Annotated in this window: 11 protein-coding genes, 2 tRNA genes and 2 pseudogenes; 12 read left to right on the top strand and 3 right to left on the bottom strand. The window is 36.4% G+C overall.

The window, feature by feature from the left end; translation table 11 throughout:
• Nucleotides 1–2: 2 nt before the first annotated feature.
• Nucleotides 3–830, top strand: coding sequence for an SAM-dependent methyltransferase (locus F896_RS17650; protein WP_016162367.1), 828 nt, complete (start codon nucleotides 3–5; stop codon nucleotides 828–830).
• Nucleotides 831–837: 7 nt separating this feature from the next.
• On the top strand, nucleotides 838–1,260 hold the full coding sequence (locus F896_RS17655) for a GFA family protein (RefSeq protein WP_005201535.1): 423 nt from the start codon (nucleotides 838–840) through the stop codon (nucleotides 1,258–1,260).
• 9 nt (nucleotides 1,261–1,269) lie between these two features.
• Here F896_RS17655 and F896_RS17660 read toward each other — a convergent pair.
• Nucleotides 1,270–1,345: transfer RNA gene (locus F896_RS17660), tRNA-Thr, on the bottom strand.
• A gap of 100 nt (nucleotides 1,346–1,445) precedes the next feature.
• The gene (locus F896_RS17665; protein ID WP_016162366.1) at nucleotides 1,446–1,772 is read right to left on the bottom strand and encodes a gamma-glutamylcyclotransferase family protein; all 327 of its coding nucleotides are present in this window, start codon (nucleotides 1,770–1,772) and stop codon (nucleotides 1,446–1,448) included.
• A gap of 348 nt (nucleotides 1,773–2,120) precedes the next feature.
• Between F896_RS17665 and F896_RS17670 the strand changes: the two genes are divergently transcribed.
• From F896_RS17670 to F896_RS17705, 9 genes and pseudogenes are all read left to right on the top strand, one after another.
• On the top strand, nucleotides 2,121–3,692 hold the full coding sequence (locus F896_RS17670; protein WP_016162365.1) for a type I restriction-modification system subunit M: 1,572 nt from the start codon (nucleotides 2,121–2,123) through the stop codon (nucleotides 3,690–3,692).
• Nucleotides 3,692–4,183 (top strand): annotated as a pseudogene (locus tag F896_RS21425) (restriction endonuclease subunit S); the annotation flags it as partial. The gene F896_RS17670 and the pseudogene F896_RS21425, both read left to right, overlap by 1 nt.
• A pseudogene (locus F896_RS21420) lies at nucleotides 4,172–4,897 on the top strand (restriction endonuclease subunit S); the annotation flags it as partial. The pseudogenes F896_RS21425 and F896_RS21420, both read left to right, overlap by 12 nt.
• A 71-nt stretch (nucleotides 4,898–4,968) precedes the next feature.
• Nucleotides 4,969–5,427 carry a hypothetical protein gene (locus tag F896_RS17680; protein WP_016162363.1) on the top strand — a complete coding sequence of 153 codons (459 nt, stop codon included), beginning with the start codon at nucleotides 4,969–4,971 and terminating at the stop codon, nucleotides 5,425–5,427.
• 125 nt (nucleotides 5,428–5,552) lie between these two features.
• Nucleotides 5,553–6,671: a PD-(D/E)XK nuclease family protein gene (locus tag F896_RS17685; RefSeq protein ID WP_016162362.1), complete on the top strand. Its 1,119-nt coding sequence runs from the start codon at nucleotides 5,553–5,555 to the stop codon at nucleotides 6,669–6,671.
• 142 nt (nucleotides 6,672–6,813) lie between these two features.
• A complete protein-coding gene (locus F896_RS17690) occupies nucleotides 6,814–7,239 on the top strand; it encodes a hypothetical protein (protein WP_016162361.1) in 426 nt (141 codons plus the stop codon).
• 67 nt (nucleotides 7,240–7,306) lie between these two features.
• A complete protein-coding gene (locus F896_RS17695; RefSeq protein WP_016162360.1) occupies nucleotides 7,307–8,218 on the top strand; it encodes a DUF5655 domain-containing protein in 912 nt (303 codons plus the stop codon).
• Between the two features lie 123 nt (nucleotides 8,219–8,341).
• Nucleotides 8,342–11,257, top strand: a complete 2,916-nt coding sequence (locus F896_RS17700; protein WP_016162359.1) for a type I restriction endonuclease subunit R — start codon at nucleotides 8,342–8,344, stop codon at nucleotides 11,255–11,257.
• A gap of 185 nt (nucleotides 11,258–11,442) precedes the next feature.
• Complete coding sequence (locus tag F896_RS17705) at nucleotides 11,443–12,396, top strand: hypothetical protein (RefSeq protein ID WP_016162358.1); 954 nt, start codon at nucleotides 11,443–11,445, stop codon at nucleotides 12,394–12,396.
• Between the two features lie 157 nt (nucleotides 12,397–12,553).
• On the opposite strand, the gene F896_RS17710 is transcribed toward F896_RS17705, so the two are convergent.
• Nucleotides 12,554–12,643, bottom strand: a tRNA-Ser gene (locus F896_RS17710).
• Nucleotides 12,644–12,768: 125 nt separating this feature from the next.
• Between F896_RS17710 and F896_RS17715 the strand changes: the two genes are divergently transcribed.
• Complete coding sequence (locus F896_RS17715) at nucleotides 12,769–14,649, top strand: potassium transporter Kup (protein WP_005209331.1); 1,881 nt, start codon at nucleotides 12,769–12,771, stop codon at nucleotides 14,647–14,649.
• Nucleotides 14,650–14,658: the final 9 nt, after the last annotated feature.

Genomic DNA, 14,658 nt, shown 5'->3' with positions numbered 1-14,658 from the left:
GCATGACCACCTTCAAGCAAGCACTGATTGAAAAAGTCATTGGGCATAAATATGCAATTGATGCCAAGCGACTCGGTGATGATGCATGGCTTGCTTGGAGTAATTTAGGTTTTTGGCAAGGCCAACAGTATAATTATCCACAGGCCTGCCAAAGTCTGGCTGATCAAATTGCGCAATCAATTCAACTGAAATCCACAGATTGTGTTTTAGATCTAGGCTGTGGACAAGGTGCCAGTCTGTTGCACTGGACTCAACATTATCATATTCAACAACTCAGTGCAGTTGAGTTACAGCCCGAATGTGTCAAACGAATTCAAAAACAATTACCACAGGTTCAAATTCATTGTGGCTCTTTTTTGAATTTAAAAACACTCGGACTTTTGAATTCATTTGATGTAGTGCTGTGTATAGATGCGGCTTATCACAGCGATTTGAATTCATTTCTCAATTCAGCATCTTCAGTTTTGAATTCAAAAGGCCGCATCGCGTTTCACACATTAATGTGGTCGGAAAATTGGCGACAGTGTTCTGCTCTACAAAAACAAAAATATCGCTATCTGTTAAAAAGTGCGGATGTGAATTGGCAACAATTAATGGAGCAGCAGCAGCTTGCGCAGACTTTAGCGCAGCAAGGTTTTACTGATATTCAAATTCAGGATTTTTCCGAACCCGTATTGAATGGTTTTGCTGAATATATCGAAACACGGGAAATTGAAAAATCAGCGTTTGATTTGGCCCAACTCAAAATAAACATGACTGCCAAGTTGTGCCGAAAACTCTATCAAGATGGATTAGTACGTTATATTCAAGTCAGTGCAGTAAAAAAGTGAGAACAAGATGCCAAATGAATATAAAGGTTCATGCCTGTGTGGGGCAGTGAGCTATCAGGCGGAGGTTGCGCCACGTTATCGTTTTAATTGTCATTGTCGTGATTGTCAGAAAGCTACAGGCAGTGCTTATGCACCGATTGCCTTCTTTCATCAATCCGAATTGAAAATTAATGGTGAATTAAAATATTTTGAGTCTTTGGGATTATCAGGTAAGCCGATTCGCCGTGCATTTTGCCCAAACTGTGGTTCGCAAATGTTCGGTCTGCCGGAATTGGTGCCTGAGATGATTTCGATACGTGCAGGAACATTGGATGATCCAAATTTGTATCAACCGCAAGCAGAATGTTTTGTGAGTCATGCAAATGAATGGGATCTGTTAAATCCGAATATTTCGCATTTTGAAAAAATGATGGGGAAGAAACGAGAGTAAAGCGAGAAATGGTGCCGGCACACGGATTCGAACTGTGGACCTACTGATTACAAGTCAGTTGCTCTACCAACTGAGCTATGCCGGCAACGTGGCGAGAATTCTACAGAATCTGTTTAAAAAAACAAGCGAAAAAATGAGCAATCAGATAAATTTAATTCGTTTGTCGAATTTTCGCCAATTTCAGCTTAATTATTCAGTGCATAGACAAAGGAATCAATCACTTCACCTGTACTTAAATGGGCTTTGACAGGAACACGTTGATAGCCTGCACCCTCAAATTCATCCAGTGCTTGCCAGTGCTGTTCGAGATTGTCTGAGAAAAACACAAAGCCAGATACCTTGTTGTCACTCTGATCGAGCACAATACCGGGAAAGCCCAATTCAGCGCCCCAGCCTTGTTGTTTGAGTGTGCCAAATACATGTGCTTCTGCCCATGTGCCACCGATATTTTCCATAACATGAGCATTGGGACGGTTTGGCCCTAGAGTACCGTAAACAAATAAACTGAGCATAGTGAAAGCTAGAAAAATAAAAGAAATAGAGTAGCAAAATAATAGGCTAAGAGTTTTATGAATACCGAATAAATATGAGTTTTTATTTTTGGTAAAATTGAAAGAAATTATTCATGATGTAAATGAAACAAACTTTGAATGAAATTGATACGTAGTTTGAAAGTTTCTAGGAGTTGCTTAAGATAAATGATCACAAATGCTATTTAGGTATATCTCTAATTATTATTTGTATTGGAAGGTCCTGCAGGCATCAGATGATGTTGGTTTGATAAAATATGACTTAAAAAAAAATGATAAATATGCCAAAGTATCCACATTCTAAAATGATGATTTTGGTTACTTTTTAACATGACTCAAGTACAGCTCCAAGAACTGCAAAAACAACTATGGAATATTGCCAATACTTTGCGCGGCAAAATGGGTGCAGATGAATTTCGTGACTATATTTTGGGGCTTATTTTCTATAAATATTTGTCTGAGAAAGTCTTAAACAGTGCCAACGCCGAGCTTGTAGATGAGGGTATTCAATTTACAGATTTAGATACGAATAATGAAGAACACCAAGAATTTTTAGAAGCCCTTAAGCAAGAAAGCTTGCAAAATATGGGGTACTTTTTAGAGCCGAGTCAGTTATTTCATAGCATTACAGAGCGTGCTGAAAAAGAAGAATTTATTTTAGATGATTTAATTCAGACCTTAAAAAGTATTGAACAAAGCACGCAAGATGCTGACTCCGCGGATGACTTTGCCCACTTATTTGAAGATCTCGATTTAACTTCGACCAAATTAGGCAACAATGCCAATGATCGCAATGAATTGATAGCCAAAGTCATCATTCATTTAGATGCGATTGATTTTGATATTTCAAATACAGAATCGGATGTCTTGGGTGATGCCTATGAATACTTGATTGGTGAGTTTGCATCTGGTGCTGGGAAGAAAGCAGGGGAATTCTATACTCCACAAATGGTTTCAACTTTACTTGCGCGTATTGTTACTCAAGGTAAGGACCGTTTACGTAGTGTCTATGACCCGACTTGTGGTTCAGGTTCTTTATTGCTACGGGTGAAGCGTGAAGTGGGCAATCATGTCGATGCGATTTATGGGCAAGAAATGAACCGCACCACGTATAACTTGGCGCGTATGAACATGATTTTGCATGATGTGCATTTTTCTAAGTTTGATATTCGTCAAGAAGATACCCTCAGAAAGCCGCAGCATTTAGATAAAAAGTTTGATGCAATTGTGGCGAATCCACCATTTTCAGCAAAGTGGTCGGCAGATCCACTATTTATGAATGATGAGCGCTTTAAGTCTTACGGTAAGCTTGCACCAAGTTCTAAAGCGGATATGGCTTTTGTACAGCACATGCTGTATCAACTGGATGAGCACGGTACAATGGCAGTAGTACTTCCGCATGGGGTATTATTCCGTGGTTCAAGTGAGGGACATATTCGTCAGTTTATGATTGAGCAGATGAATGTGATTGATACCATTATTGGTTTACCTGCCAATATTTTCTATGGCACGACTATTCCGACTTGTATTTTGGTGTTGAAGAAAAACCGTACGTATAAAGACAATATTTTGTTTATTGATGCCAGTAACGAGTTTGAGAAGCAGAAAAATCAAAACAAGTTATTGCCTGAGCATTTAGATAATATTATTGGCGCATTTGAAAACCGTCAGGATATTGATAAATACGCCAAAGTAGCTTCTCTCAAAGAAGTGAAAGACAACGATTACAACCTCAATATTCCGCGTTATGTCGATACTTTTGAAGCTGAGGACGAGATTGACCTCAATGCAATTGCACAAGCCTTGCAGGCTTTGGAAGTTGAGAGTCAAAAGACTGATGCCATCATAACTGAGTTTTGCAAAGAGCTTGGGATTGCTTCGCCATTTGCGGAGGTGAAGTAATGTCTGTACCAGAATTACGATTTAACGAATTCGATGAAAGTTGGTCACAAGTTATTTTGGATGATTTAGCTGAGGTTGAACGAGGAAAATTTTCAGTTCGCCCTAGAAATGATCCGCGCTACTTTGGTGGAAAGATGCCATTTGTTCAAACTGGTGATGTAACTGGTTCAGATGTGTATTTGAAAGGCTTTAGTCAAACTTTAAATGAAGATGGTATCAAGGTTAGTAAGGTTTTTCCTGAAGATACTATTTTGATTACGATAGCTGCAAATATTGGTGATACAACAATTACCCAGTATCCTGTTGCTTGCCCTGATAGTGTTGTAGCAATACAACCCAAAAAAGAATTAACCAATACAATTTTTTTGAAGAATGTTATCGATCTTCAAAAGGATTTTTTAGATTCTCAAGCAACTCAAAATGCTCAGAAGAATATTAATTTACAAGTCTTAAAACCTTTAGAATTAATAGTTCCGAGTTTAAAAGAACAAACTAAAATCGCCTCTTTTCTATCCGCAGTCGATGAAAAAATTAGCCAACTTACTCAAAAACATGAGCTACTCAGCCAATATAAACAAGGCATGATGCAGAAGCTATTTAGCCAGCAGATTCGTTTTAAAGCGGATGATAGTAGTGAGTTTGGGGAGTGGGAGGAGGTTACTTTAAGTAAGGTTTCAGATGTTCGGGATGGAACGCATGATTCTCCGTCTTATGTTAAAGACGGTTATCCACTTATTACTTCAAAAAACCTTAAGAATGGAAAGCTTGATTTAACTGATATCAATTTAATTTCTGAAGATGATTATTTAAATATTAATAAACGTTCAGCAGTAAATATTGGTGATATTATTTTTGGGATGATTGGAACAATTGGTAATCCAGTACTTTTAAAATCAGATGGTTTTGCTATAAAAAATGTAGCACTCATAAAAGAGAAAGATGAACTTTTAAATATTTATCTAATCCATTATCTAAATAGTAGTTTTTTTGCAAAACAGGTAGCTTTGCTGAATACAGGAAATACGCAAAAGTTTTTGGCTTTGGGACAAATTCGTTCATTATCAATTCACAAGCCACAATTAGCTGAACAAACTAAAATCGCTAATTTCTTATCGAGCATCGACCAAAAAATTGAAGTCGTAGTGCAGCAAATTGAACAAGCCAAACAGTGGAAAAAAGGCTTGTTACAGCAGATGTTTGTTTAATATTTTCATATCAGTAAAGTGAAAAGTCACTTTGCTTTTTAATACTTTATAAAACCTAAAACAGGATCATGATGAAAAAACTTATACTTGTTGCTTTAATGACATTGCCAATCTTGGCACAAGCACAAACTTTTAAATATCAAAAAGATATTTCTGGTTTTAAGCACTATAAAGGAAGTGTGACCTTAACAGGAACTTACTCACGTACTTTAGACCCTGAATATTTAGACTATATGGGTGATGCGATTTGCTTTGAACCAAACAAAACATCTTCTGCGCTTATTCCTCGTCCAAAAGGTGATGAGCGAACCGCATGGTTCTGCTTTAGCAATTTTGAACAAGCCAAAAAAACATTTAAATTGCCCGATAGTATTAAAAAAGACTATTGCAAGTATGAAGGTAAGGCAACCATTACCATTAAAGACTACAACTTGTTCGTGGAAGAAACAGAAGGTTTTGATTTAACCCAACTTGTTTCAGCAAAAAATATTACACCTGCGAAAGCAGTTAAATGTGAAACCAATAATTAAATTTCATTGCCTATATTGGTGACGGGAAAACTAAATTTTAGGGGAATATTTTGAGCTGATACTAAAATTATTAGTTCAAAATATATAAAAATCTGTGATAGCAGATAGGGACATAGAGCAAAAAAATGCAGGAAATAGAAGACCAACTGATTCAAAAATATGAGAATTTATTGCTTAAAGCCCAGCAATATAAAAAACCTGAACGGGAAATTACGATTTTTGATACAGCATTGAACAATCACCATGAAAACCCAATCACTGAACTATTGGCTTTCTTTCTCAATCCAAATGAGAAACATCAACTAGGGGATAGTTTTCATCAAGGTTTTATTGCCGCTCTAAAACAGTATGAGCAATATCAAGACTTTGAGTTTGGAGAGTTTAAGCAACTCTCTACACAACAGGTGACAGATCAAGGCAAATTTATTGATTTATGGGTGGAGACCGATAACGCTTTAATCATTGTAGAAGTGAAAGTGTATCATCATCAAAATAATCCTTTTAAAGAATACGAAGCTTGGGCAAATAAGAAAATTGAGTATCAAAATCGACAAGATCAGGAAAAACGTCTCATCAGCATTGTCTTATGCCCGAATGGTAAATGTACGATAGCGAATTGGTTAGGCTTGTCCTATACCCAACTGACGACATCTATTAGACCGCATGTATCACAATATGCATTTAATCAAACTCTAAATAAATGGGCTGTTTTTGCCCGCGATTTTTTATTACACCTAGATAGCTTTAATCATTTATTGGACATAGATATGAGTCGTTTAAATTTTGTTGTCGATAATATGTATAAAATTCAAGAATTGATTGATTTAAAGCAGAGCGTTTTTCAAGATATTATTAGGCATATTAATACACAACTACAGATCGCATTAGGTGAAAATTATCAAGCAGAAGCAAAGGAAAGAACTTGGCCAAATGGTCCAGCTTTCTATTTTAGAGGGCAAAATTGGAAAGCTGCTTCGAGTTCAATCTTATATTTACGCTTAAATAATAAGCCAATGAGTTGTTCTGTTCGTATGTACGTTCACAAACCTACGAGCGAATTACGAGAGCAGATTAAAGTATTGTTAGATGACTCTAAATACATGCTTTCAGGTGAATGGGATGAACAAAATAGTAAATGGTGGTGTCTGAAGTGGGATTTTTCAGAATTTGATTTAGATACAGTCACAGATCATATTATCTTTACGCATAAAATTTTAAATCATGTTGAGCTTGAGTGGAAGTAACAGTTTTTTTAATCATTTAAACTGATTGGTGGAAATTGAGAAAAATGACTATACAAAGCGAATATCAGTTTGAAGATGAGCAGATTGCACACCTGCTAGGCTTGCTGCAGCAGATGTTTGTTTAATTATTAGGGCTAGGATCATGAAAAAATTATTGAAAAAAGTAACTTGGCTCGCAACGTTCCTTTTTATGAGCAATCTAAGTTTTGCCGATACCTTTAATTTCGAAAAAATAAACATTACTCAAATTAATCTCAATGAGATAATGAAAAATGTCTATAAAATGAAAGAGAATGACTATCAAACGACCAAAAAAGTGAATCAAGTGCTGATAAAGAGTAGTCCTGAAGTGCTATTGACGATGCGACCTACTATTGAATATGAGAATATTCAAGGCAAAACGCATTATCAAGTGGTTATTGATATTGATGAATTAGTAAATGGAAAACCTAAAAAATATGCTAAGAGTATAGATGCATTTACTTTTTCAAAAGATATACAGCAAGGAAAATACACTTTGATTGGAATGATATTACAAGGTTCAGTATGTAGTTTTGATGATAATTAATCATTATTATTTAAAAGTATAGAAATCTTTAGATATACAATGAGTCATTTTAAGGCGAACGGGAAATATGCAAATTTATCAATCACACGGTCAAAAACTTGTTGAATTAATTGAACAGCCATTTCGCTTAGAGAAAGAAATTCAAACCATATTTGAAAAAAACTTAGATGAGTTTACAGGCTTAGAGTTCATTAAATCAGAGTTTACGATTAAAAGTAACCGTATTGATACGCTCGCGTTTGATCCTGAAAGCAAAGCCTTTGTAATCATTGAATACAAGCGTGAACGCAACTTTAGTGTGATTGATCAAGGCGTTTCTTATCTCAATCTGATGCTTGAATACAAAGCTGACTTTATTGTCGAATACAATGAAAGTCAGGCTAAAAATCTAAAACGCCAAGACGTAGATTGGTCACAAAGTCGAATTATCTTCGTTTCACCAAGTTTTACTGATTTTCAGAAACAATCGACCAACTTTAAAGACCTAGGCATTGAGCTGTGGGAAATAAAACGCTATCAGGGCGATATTCTTTCCATTAATCCGATGCAAAAAACCAAATCAGCGCCGTCGATTAAACAGGTTCAAACTGACAATTCTAAGGAAATGAAAACGATTTCCAAAGAAATAAAACAATATGATGAGGATTATCACCTTGCAGATAAGTCGGATGATATTAAAGAACTATATGAACAGTTTAGAGATTCAATCTTAGGATTAACTTCTGATTTAGAAGTTAATCCCAAAAAAATGTATATTGCATTACGTAAAGGAAAGCGCAACTACGTCTATATGAGTATTGGCACAAAACAAATCCGTATTTGGTTAAATATGCCTTTCGAAGAGTTAGATGATCCAAAACAAATTGCAAGAGATGTCAGTAATATCGGGCATTGGGGAAATGGTGATTGTGAAATTGTGGTCTCTGATACAGAAAACTTAGAATATATTTTGAGTCTGATTAAACAACTTTTTCGATGATTATTTCTAATTGTAGGCATTTTCTCTTAGATCAATATAGAAGAGCGCTTCAATAAATGTTATTTTTACATGATTAATTTGATACAGATCAAAAATTTATAAACAAATTTAAGAGATTGTAGCGTGACTATCCAAAAAGAGCTTGAGCTAGAAGCATTATTAATCGAACAATTACAGACTTTAGGTTATGAACGGGTCCAGCTCCGTAATGAAACAGCTTTATTGGATAATCTTAGACAAAAAATTCAACAGCTTAATAAAATTGTAAAACCTTTTTCTAATGCAGAATGGCAGCAAATCTGGCATTACTTAAGTAATGAAACGACCGTTTTTAAAAAAGCAGAATTATTACGCAATCGCTGCCCTGTCAACTTTGATGAAGGGACGGTGAAACACGTACATTTTATAAGTGAACAAACTCAAGAAAATATCTTTCAAGTGTCTAACCAGATCGTGGCTGATCACCGTGATTTAAATGGACATAGCAGTCGTTTTGATGTGACTTTATTGGTCAATGGCTTTCCACTGGTACAAATTGAAGTCAAAAAGCGTGGCGTCGAAATTAGCCAAGCCTTTAAACAAACTTTGGAATATGCCAAAACAGCATATAAATCAGGGCAAGGACTTTTTGGCTTTATTCAGTTCTTTGTGATTAGCAATGGCGTGAATTGTTTGTACTATTCCAATGGCACACAAAATATTGAATTTGCTTTTCCGTGGGCAGATGAAAATAATAAAACAATTAATGATCTAACCCAGTTCACTGCTGCATTTTTAGGAACACAACATCTGACAAAAATGCTGACGCAATATATTGTCATGCATCAGTCCACTGATAGTTTGATGATTCTACGACCTTATCAGATTTATGCAGTAGAAAAAATTATTGAGTATGTCAAAACAGCACAAGAAAATGCTTATATATGGCATACCACAGGGTCGGGCAAAACACTAACGTCTTTTAAAGCCAGTCAACTACTCATCAAAATTCCAGAAATTCAACGTATTATTTTTGTGGTAGACCGAAAGGATCTAGATGGACAAACAGCAGAAGAATTTAATAAGTTCCGTGAAAACAGTGTCGACAGCACGACCAATACTGCAAATTTAGTCAGACAACTAAGGTCTTTAGATAACCGTTTAGTGGTTACAACCATTCAGAAACTCAATAATGCGATCTCGAATGAACGTTATGAAACTGAAATGGCCGCTTTAAAAGATCAAAAGGTCATTTTTATTTTTGATGAATGTCATCGTAGTCAGTTTGGTGAAACTCATCAGAAAATTAAAAAATTCTTTAAAAATGCACAAATGTTTGGTTTTACGGGAACACCAATTTTTGACGATAATGGACATAAAGTTGCTGGTGAAAAATTTACGACTGAGTATTTATTTCCAAAGCTTTTACATAAATATGTCATTGTAGATGCGATTCATGATGGTAACGTGTTGCCATTTCACATTGATTATCTAGGACGTTTTGTTCATCAAAACCCAGGTGAGTCCGAACAAGAAAAAATAAAAGCGATTGATAAAAAAGAATTATTTGAAAATGAGAAGCGAATTGAAAAGATCGTTCGCAAGGTAATTGACATACATTCAAACAAAACCAAACAGCGTCAATTTAACGCTATGCTTTGTGTATCCTCAGTTCCAGCCTTGATTCAATATTATGATAAGTTTGTACAAGTACAAGCAGAGCTTTTAGAGCAGGCGCAGCAAAATAATGAACTTTATCAACCCCTCAATATTGCAACCATCTTTTCCTATGCACAAATGCCGTCGCAACAAGACAGTGAAGCAGACGAGGATTTTGTAGCTGAAGAAGAAGTCGATGCCCCTAAACAAGCTGATCCTTTTGCTGAGAAAAAATTAACGCAATATATCGCAAATTATAATCAACTTTTTAATACCAACTTTAGCTTAGGCGCGGGTTTTTACGATTATTATCAAAATATTAGTAGTCGGTTTAAAGCTTATGGTACAGATAAAAACAAAGGCAAAGAAATTGATATTCTGCTTGTCGTAAATATGTTTTTAACAGGGTTTGACTCAAAGCTTCTCAACACACTTTATGTTGATAAAAACTTAAAACATCATGGACTTATTCAGGCATTCTCACGAACCAATCGGATCTATGGTGAAGCGAAGCCTTTTGGAAATATTGTATGCTTCCGAAATCTTAAGCAAGCAACTGATGACGCATTGATTATGTTTTCGAATAAGGAGGCAAAAAATGTCGTTATTGTCAGTCCTTATGAACAAGTGATACAGCAATATGAGGCGGCAGTCAGCACCTTATTGAATATTGTACCTACATGTCAGTCAGTCGATGAATTATATCGAGAAAGTGAAAAACTGTCGTTTGTGCATGCTTTCCGTGAAGTAATGAAGCTGAACAACCGTTTAAAAATGTATTCTGAATATGATCAGGAGAAAACATCTTTAACCAGACAAGATTTTGAAGACTATTCATCAAAATACAAAGATTTAGCTTTTAAATATCTCAAATCTAATGATCAGTCCTCCGTAGCGAAGCATTCTGTATTGGATGAAGTCGACTTCCAGCTTGATTTATTGTTTAGTGATCGCATCAATGTTGATTACATCATGGATCTAATTGAGTTGATCATGAAGACAAAACGTCAGGATCAGCGAGAGAAGAGAATTAAACAACTTACAGAAATACTGAATACTGATGCTTCTTTATACGATAAACGTGATTTGATTGAAAAGTTTATCAATGAGCAAATTCCAAAGATGGTAACAGGGCAAACCATACAGGAAGCATTTGCAGCATTTTGGGATGCTGAAAAACATCGTGCTTATGATATTTTTTGTGATGATGAACAGCTTAAAAAAGATGAGTTCAGTAAAGTTTCTGATAATTTTGAATTTACTGAGCGATTACCCCTTATACATGAAATTAAAGAGTTACCGATAAAAAAGCCGCCGCTAGGTAGAAAGCGCACAATGTATTATGCCGAATTGCATGCTAAAACTACAGATTTACTAAATCGCTTTGATTTAAAAATATAGTAGCTTTGTATTATCCGTTTTAAAAACTTGAAAAGATAAGCATATTTTAGTAACTCAACAACATGCTAGTCTGATTTCATCTATTTTTTATTGTTAAAAGCGAAGATACTAGGCCAATTAAGGCTATTTAGGTGTTTTGGGGGAAGCTCATTTTAAGGGCATTATAAAAATTGGTTTAATAAGCAATGAATGATTTAACAACAAGATTTTTAAATAATTTTAGTCAGTGGCATGAAGTAGGGCTAACAACTATAAAAGCAATTATTTCGATTGGAATATTGTGCTTGGTTGCCTATCTGCTCACAATTGGTTATATCCCTTCAGAAATTAGCTTTGGCGATACACTTATTTTTCTATTGATTTTTGTTGCCTGTTCAATTGTCTATGCTGGATTAAGCATGGTACTGTTTTTCTTTGGAATTTCTTTAATGCCTATGGTCTATCTAATTCTTAGTACTGTAGATAAGTATTTGCCACAGCATACACGAATAGGCAAAAAACTTCCCTTCCCAAAGATAAGTATTCTTACATTGATTGCCTCCCTATATCTCTTATATACCATTCGTGGTTTGTTGTTATTACATTGGAAAATCAGCTTTTATGTAGCTCTTACTTCGGCCTTTATTTCGCTATTCTATTATGCTTTTTATATTAATAGACAGAAGATCAAGGAGTTTGGCAATAAGTTTGAAAATTTAAAGGATATTATTGATGATCCTGATGCCAGTGAAAATCTTAAAACATTTGCCAGAGCTAAATTAAAGAGATTAGAAACACATATCAAAGACAGTATACAAATATCGTTCTTTCTTATCCTAATTCCTCTTGTACCTATGTTTTTTATTGGAGATATTGGCAAAGTATTCTTAGATTTCACGATGCAAAAAACAGGTGTCAGTATAGAAAAAGCGACACTGTATATTAAAGCCCCTTATGCCAACTTAATTGATTTACCCAAAACAACAACTCCTGAGCTAAGTGAACATCAAACCTTTATTTTTAAGAATGTAAAAGTTTTATTCCAAGGTATTGGTAAAAACACTCTGATTGCTTACAAAGTTAAAAAGGTTGAGAAACAGATCGTTATTCCAAATGAGTACATTACGATTGAGAGAGTTCGGAAAGTTGATGAAAACTAGATTTAAATTATTAGATAATTTTATTATAAATATTTGTTTTTATTTATAATATATAGTTTTTATTAAGATTGATTGAAAAACATAAGGCAATAAAAAAAGCTTAAACCCTTTGGATTTAAGCTTTTAGGACTCTATGAGATATCATAGAAAGTAAACTTGGCGGTGAGAGAGGGATTCGAACCCTCGATACGCGCAAACGTATACACACTTTCCAGGCGTGCTCCTTCAGCCACTCGGACACCTCACCAAGGTGTGCGATAGTACCCAAAAAAATGCACGCTGCCAAGTTGTAGTCGAACAGATTTGCAGAAAAACTTTTTGGCTAGTGATAATATTGCGCCATATAACGTTCAATTTTGAAGACAACATCATATGCAAAGTACTGCAAAAAAAGCCGCATTGCCCGCGATGACGCTGGCAGCATTAGGGGTGGTATTTGGAGACATTGGAACAAGCCCACTCTATGCAATACGGCAATGCTTTGTCACAGGACATGTTGATATCAGTGAAGGTTCGATTTTAGGTATTCTTTCGCTGATCTTCTGGTGTATGAACCTAACCATCAGTTTTAAGTACGTCTCAATGATCATGCGTGCGGACAACAATGGTGAAGGCGGGATCATGTCATTGCTCGCACTGAATCTGCGCTCCTCCGTTTTTAGTAATAAAAATAAAATCTTTCTGATTGCATTGGGCTTTATCGGGGCATCACTGTTCTTTGGTGACGGGATCATTACCCCAGCAATTTCAGTACTGTCTGCGATTGAAGGTTTGAGTCTGGTGACACCCGCTTTAGATCGTTGGCTGGTTCCGATTGCTTTGGGTATCCTCACGGCATTATTCATGGTGCAACGACATGGTACTGCCACCATGGGTAAATTCTTTGGACCGATTACACTGCTATGGTTTGCTTCAATCGGTTTGATTGGACTCTGGAGCATCATCCAAACGCCTTATGTCTTGATGATGGTCAATCCGTATTGGGCGTTCCATTTTGTCTTTGATCAACCGACAGTTGCCTTTATCACCATGGGTGCAGTGATTCTGACCATGACCGGTGGTGAGGCGTTGTATGCCGACATGGGTCATTTTGGGCGTGTGCCGATTAAATTGGCGTGGTTCTTGGTGGTACTGCCTTGCTTACTTCTAAACTATGCAGGACAAGGCGCATTACTGTTGCGTGATGCCAAAGCCATTGAAAACCCGTTCTATTTATTAGTGCCAGATTGGGCTTTATTCCCAATGATTGGCTTAGCAACAGCCGCAGCCGTGATCGCCTCTCAAGCAGTGATTACTGGCGTATTTTCGATGGCGAATCAAGCCATTCAATTACGCTATTTACCACGCTTAACCGTGCACCATACTTCGGATGTGGAACAAGGGCAGATCTATTTACCGTTCATTAACTGGGTGCTGTTTATCTCGGTGGTGATTCTGATTTTACTGTTTGAAAGCAGTGCAGAGTTGGCGAGTGCTTATGGTGTAGCCGTGACCATGACCATGCTCTGCGGTACAATTTTGATCTCGACCTTAGCCTATGGGGTATGGCGTTGGCCGTTGTGGAAAGTGGCCATATTTGCAGTGCCGTTCCTGATTATCGATCTAATTTTTGTGGGTTCAACCTCATTAAAAATCTTGTCAGGTGGTTGGGTGCCGATCTTGATTGGTGTGGTGGTATATACCATTTTGATGACGTGGAAACGTGGTCGCGAAATCGTCTATAACCGTATGGAAACCAATGCTTTGCCAATTGAATTATTTATCAAAAGCATTGGCATGAGCAAAGAAACTCATTTCGTACCAGGCGAAGCAATTTTCTTAACAGGTACACCGAATATTGTGCCGCATGCGATGTTACACAACATTAAGCACAATAAAGTGCTGCATGAACGTAATGTGATGGTCACGGTGTATACCCAAGATATTCCGTATGTGGCTGAAGCAGATCGCTTAAAAGTTGAAAAACTGGATGAGCATTTTTATCGAATCTATATGTACTACGGATTTAAAGATCAGCCGAATGTACCGAATGCATTAGAACAAGCGTATAAGGAGCTTGGTTTTGAATTCGATATGATGCAAATGAGCTTCTTTATTTCACGTGATCGTATTGTGCATACCGTGGGAGATGGCATGTCGCCGTGGCGTGAAAAGTTATTCATCTCGATGCAGCGTAATACCAGCCCTGTCAGTGACTTCTATCAGATTCCAACCAACCGTGTGGTCGAGCTGGGTAGTCAGATCGAAATTTAATAAAACTAG

This window comes from Acinetobacter genomosp. 15BJ (genome assembly GCF_000400715.1).
Lineage (GTDB): Bacteria > Pseudomonadota > Gammaproteobacteria > Pseudomonadales > Moraxellaceae > Acinetobacter.
Note: the sequence above shows the minus strand (reverse complement) of the source record. Positions and strands in the feature narration are given on the sequence as shown.

Coding starts and splice junctions, on each gene's coding strand:
- F896_RS17670 (WP_016162365.1), top strand. CDS start 2,121: ATGACTCAAGTACAGCTCCAAGAACTGCAAAAACAACTATGGAATATT.
- F896_RS17665 (WP_016162366.1), bottom strand. CDS start 1,772: ATGCTCAGTTTATTTGTTTACGGTACTCTAGGGCCAAACCGTCCCAAT.
- F896_RS17680 (WP_016162363.1), top strand. CDS start 4,969: ATGAAAAAACTTATACTTGTTGCTTTAATGACATTGCCAATCTTGGCA.
- F896_RS17715 (WP_005209331.1), top strand. CDS start 12,769: ATGCAAAGTACTGCAAAAAAAGCCGCATTGCCCGCGATGACGCTGGCA.
- F896_RS17650 (WP_016162367.1), top strand. CDS start 3: ATGACCACCTTCAAGCAAGCACTGATTGAAAAAGTCATTGGGCATAAA.
- F896_RS17695 (WP_016162360.1), top strand. CDS start 7,307: ATGCAAATTTATCAATCACACGGTCAAAAACTTGTTGAATTAATTGAA.
- F896_RS17685 (WP_016162362.1), top strand. CDS start 5,553: ATGCAGGAAATAGAAGACCAACTGATTCAAAAATATGAGAATTTATTG.
- F896_RS17705 (WP_016162358.1), top strand. CDS start 11,443: ATGAATGATTTAACAACAAGATTTTTAAATAATTTTAGTCAGTGGCAT.
- F896_RS17655 (WP_005201535.1), top strand. CDS start 838: ATGCCAAATGAATATAAAGGTTCATGCCTGTGTGGGGCAGTGAGCTAT.
- F896_RS17690 (WP_016162361.1), top strand. CDS start 6,814: ATGAAAAAATTATTGAAAAAAGTAACTTGGCTCGCAACGTTCCTTTTT.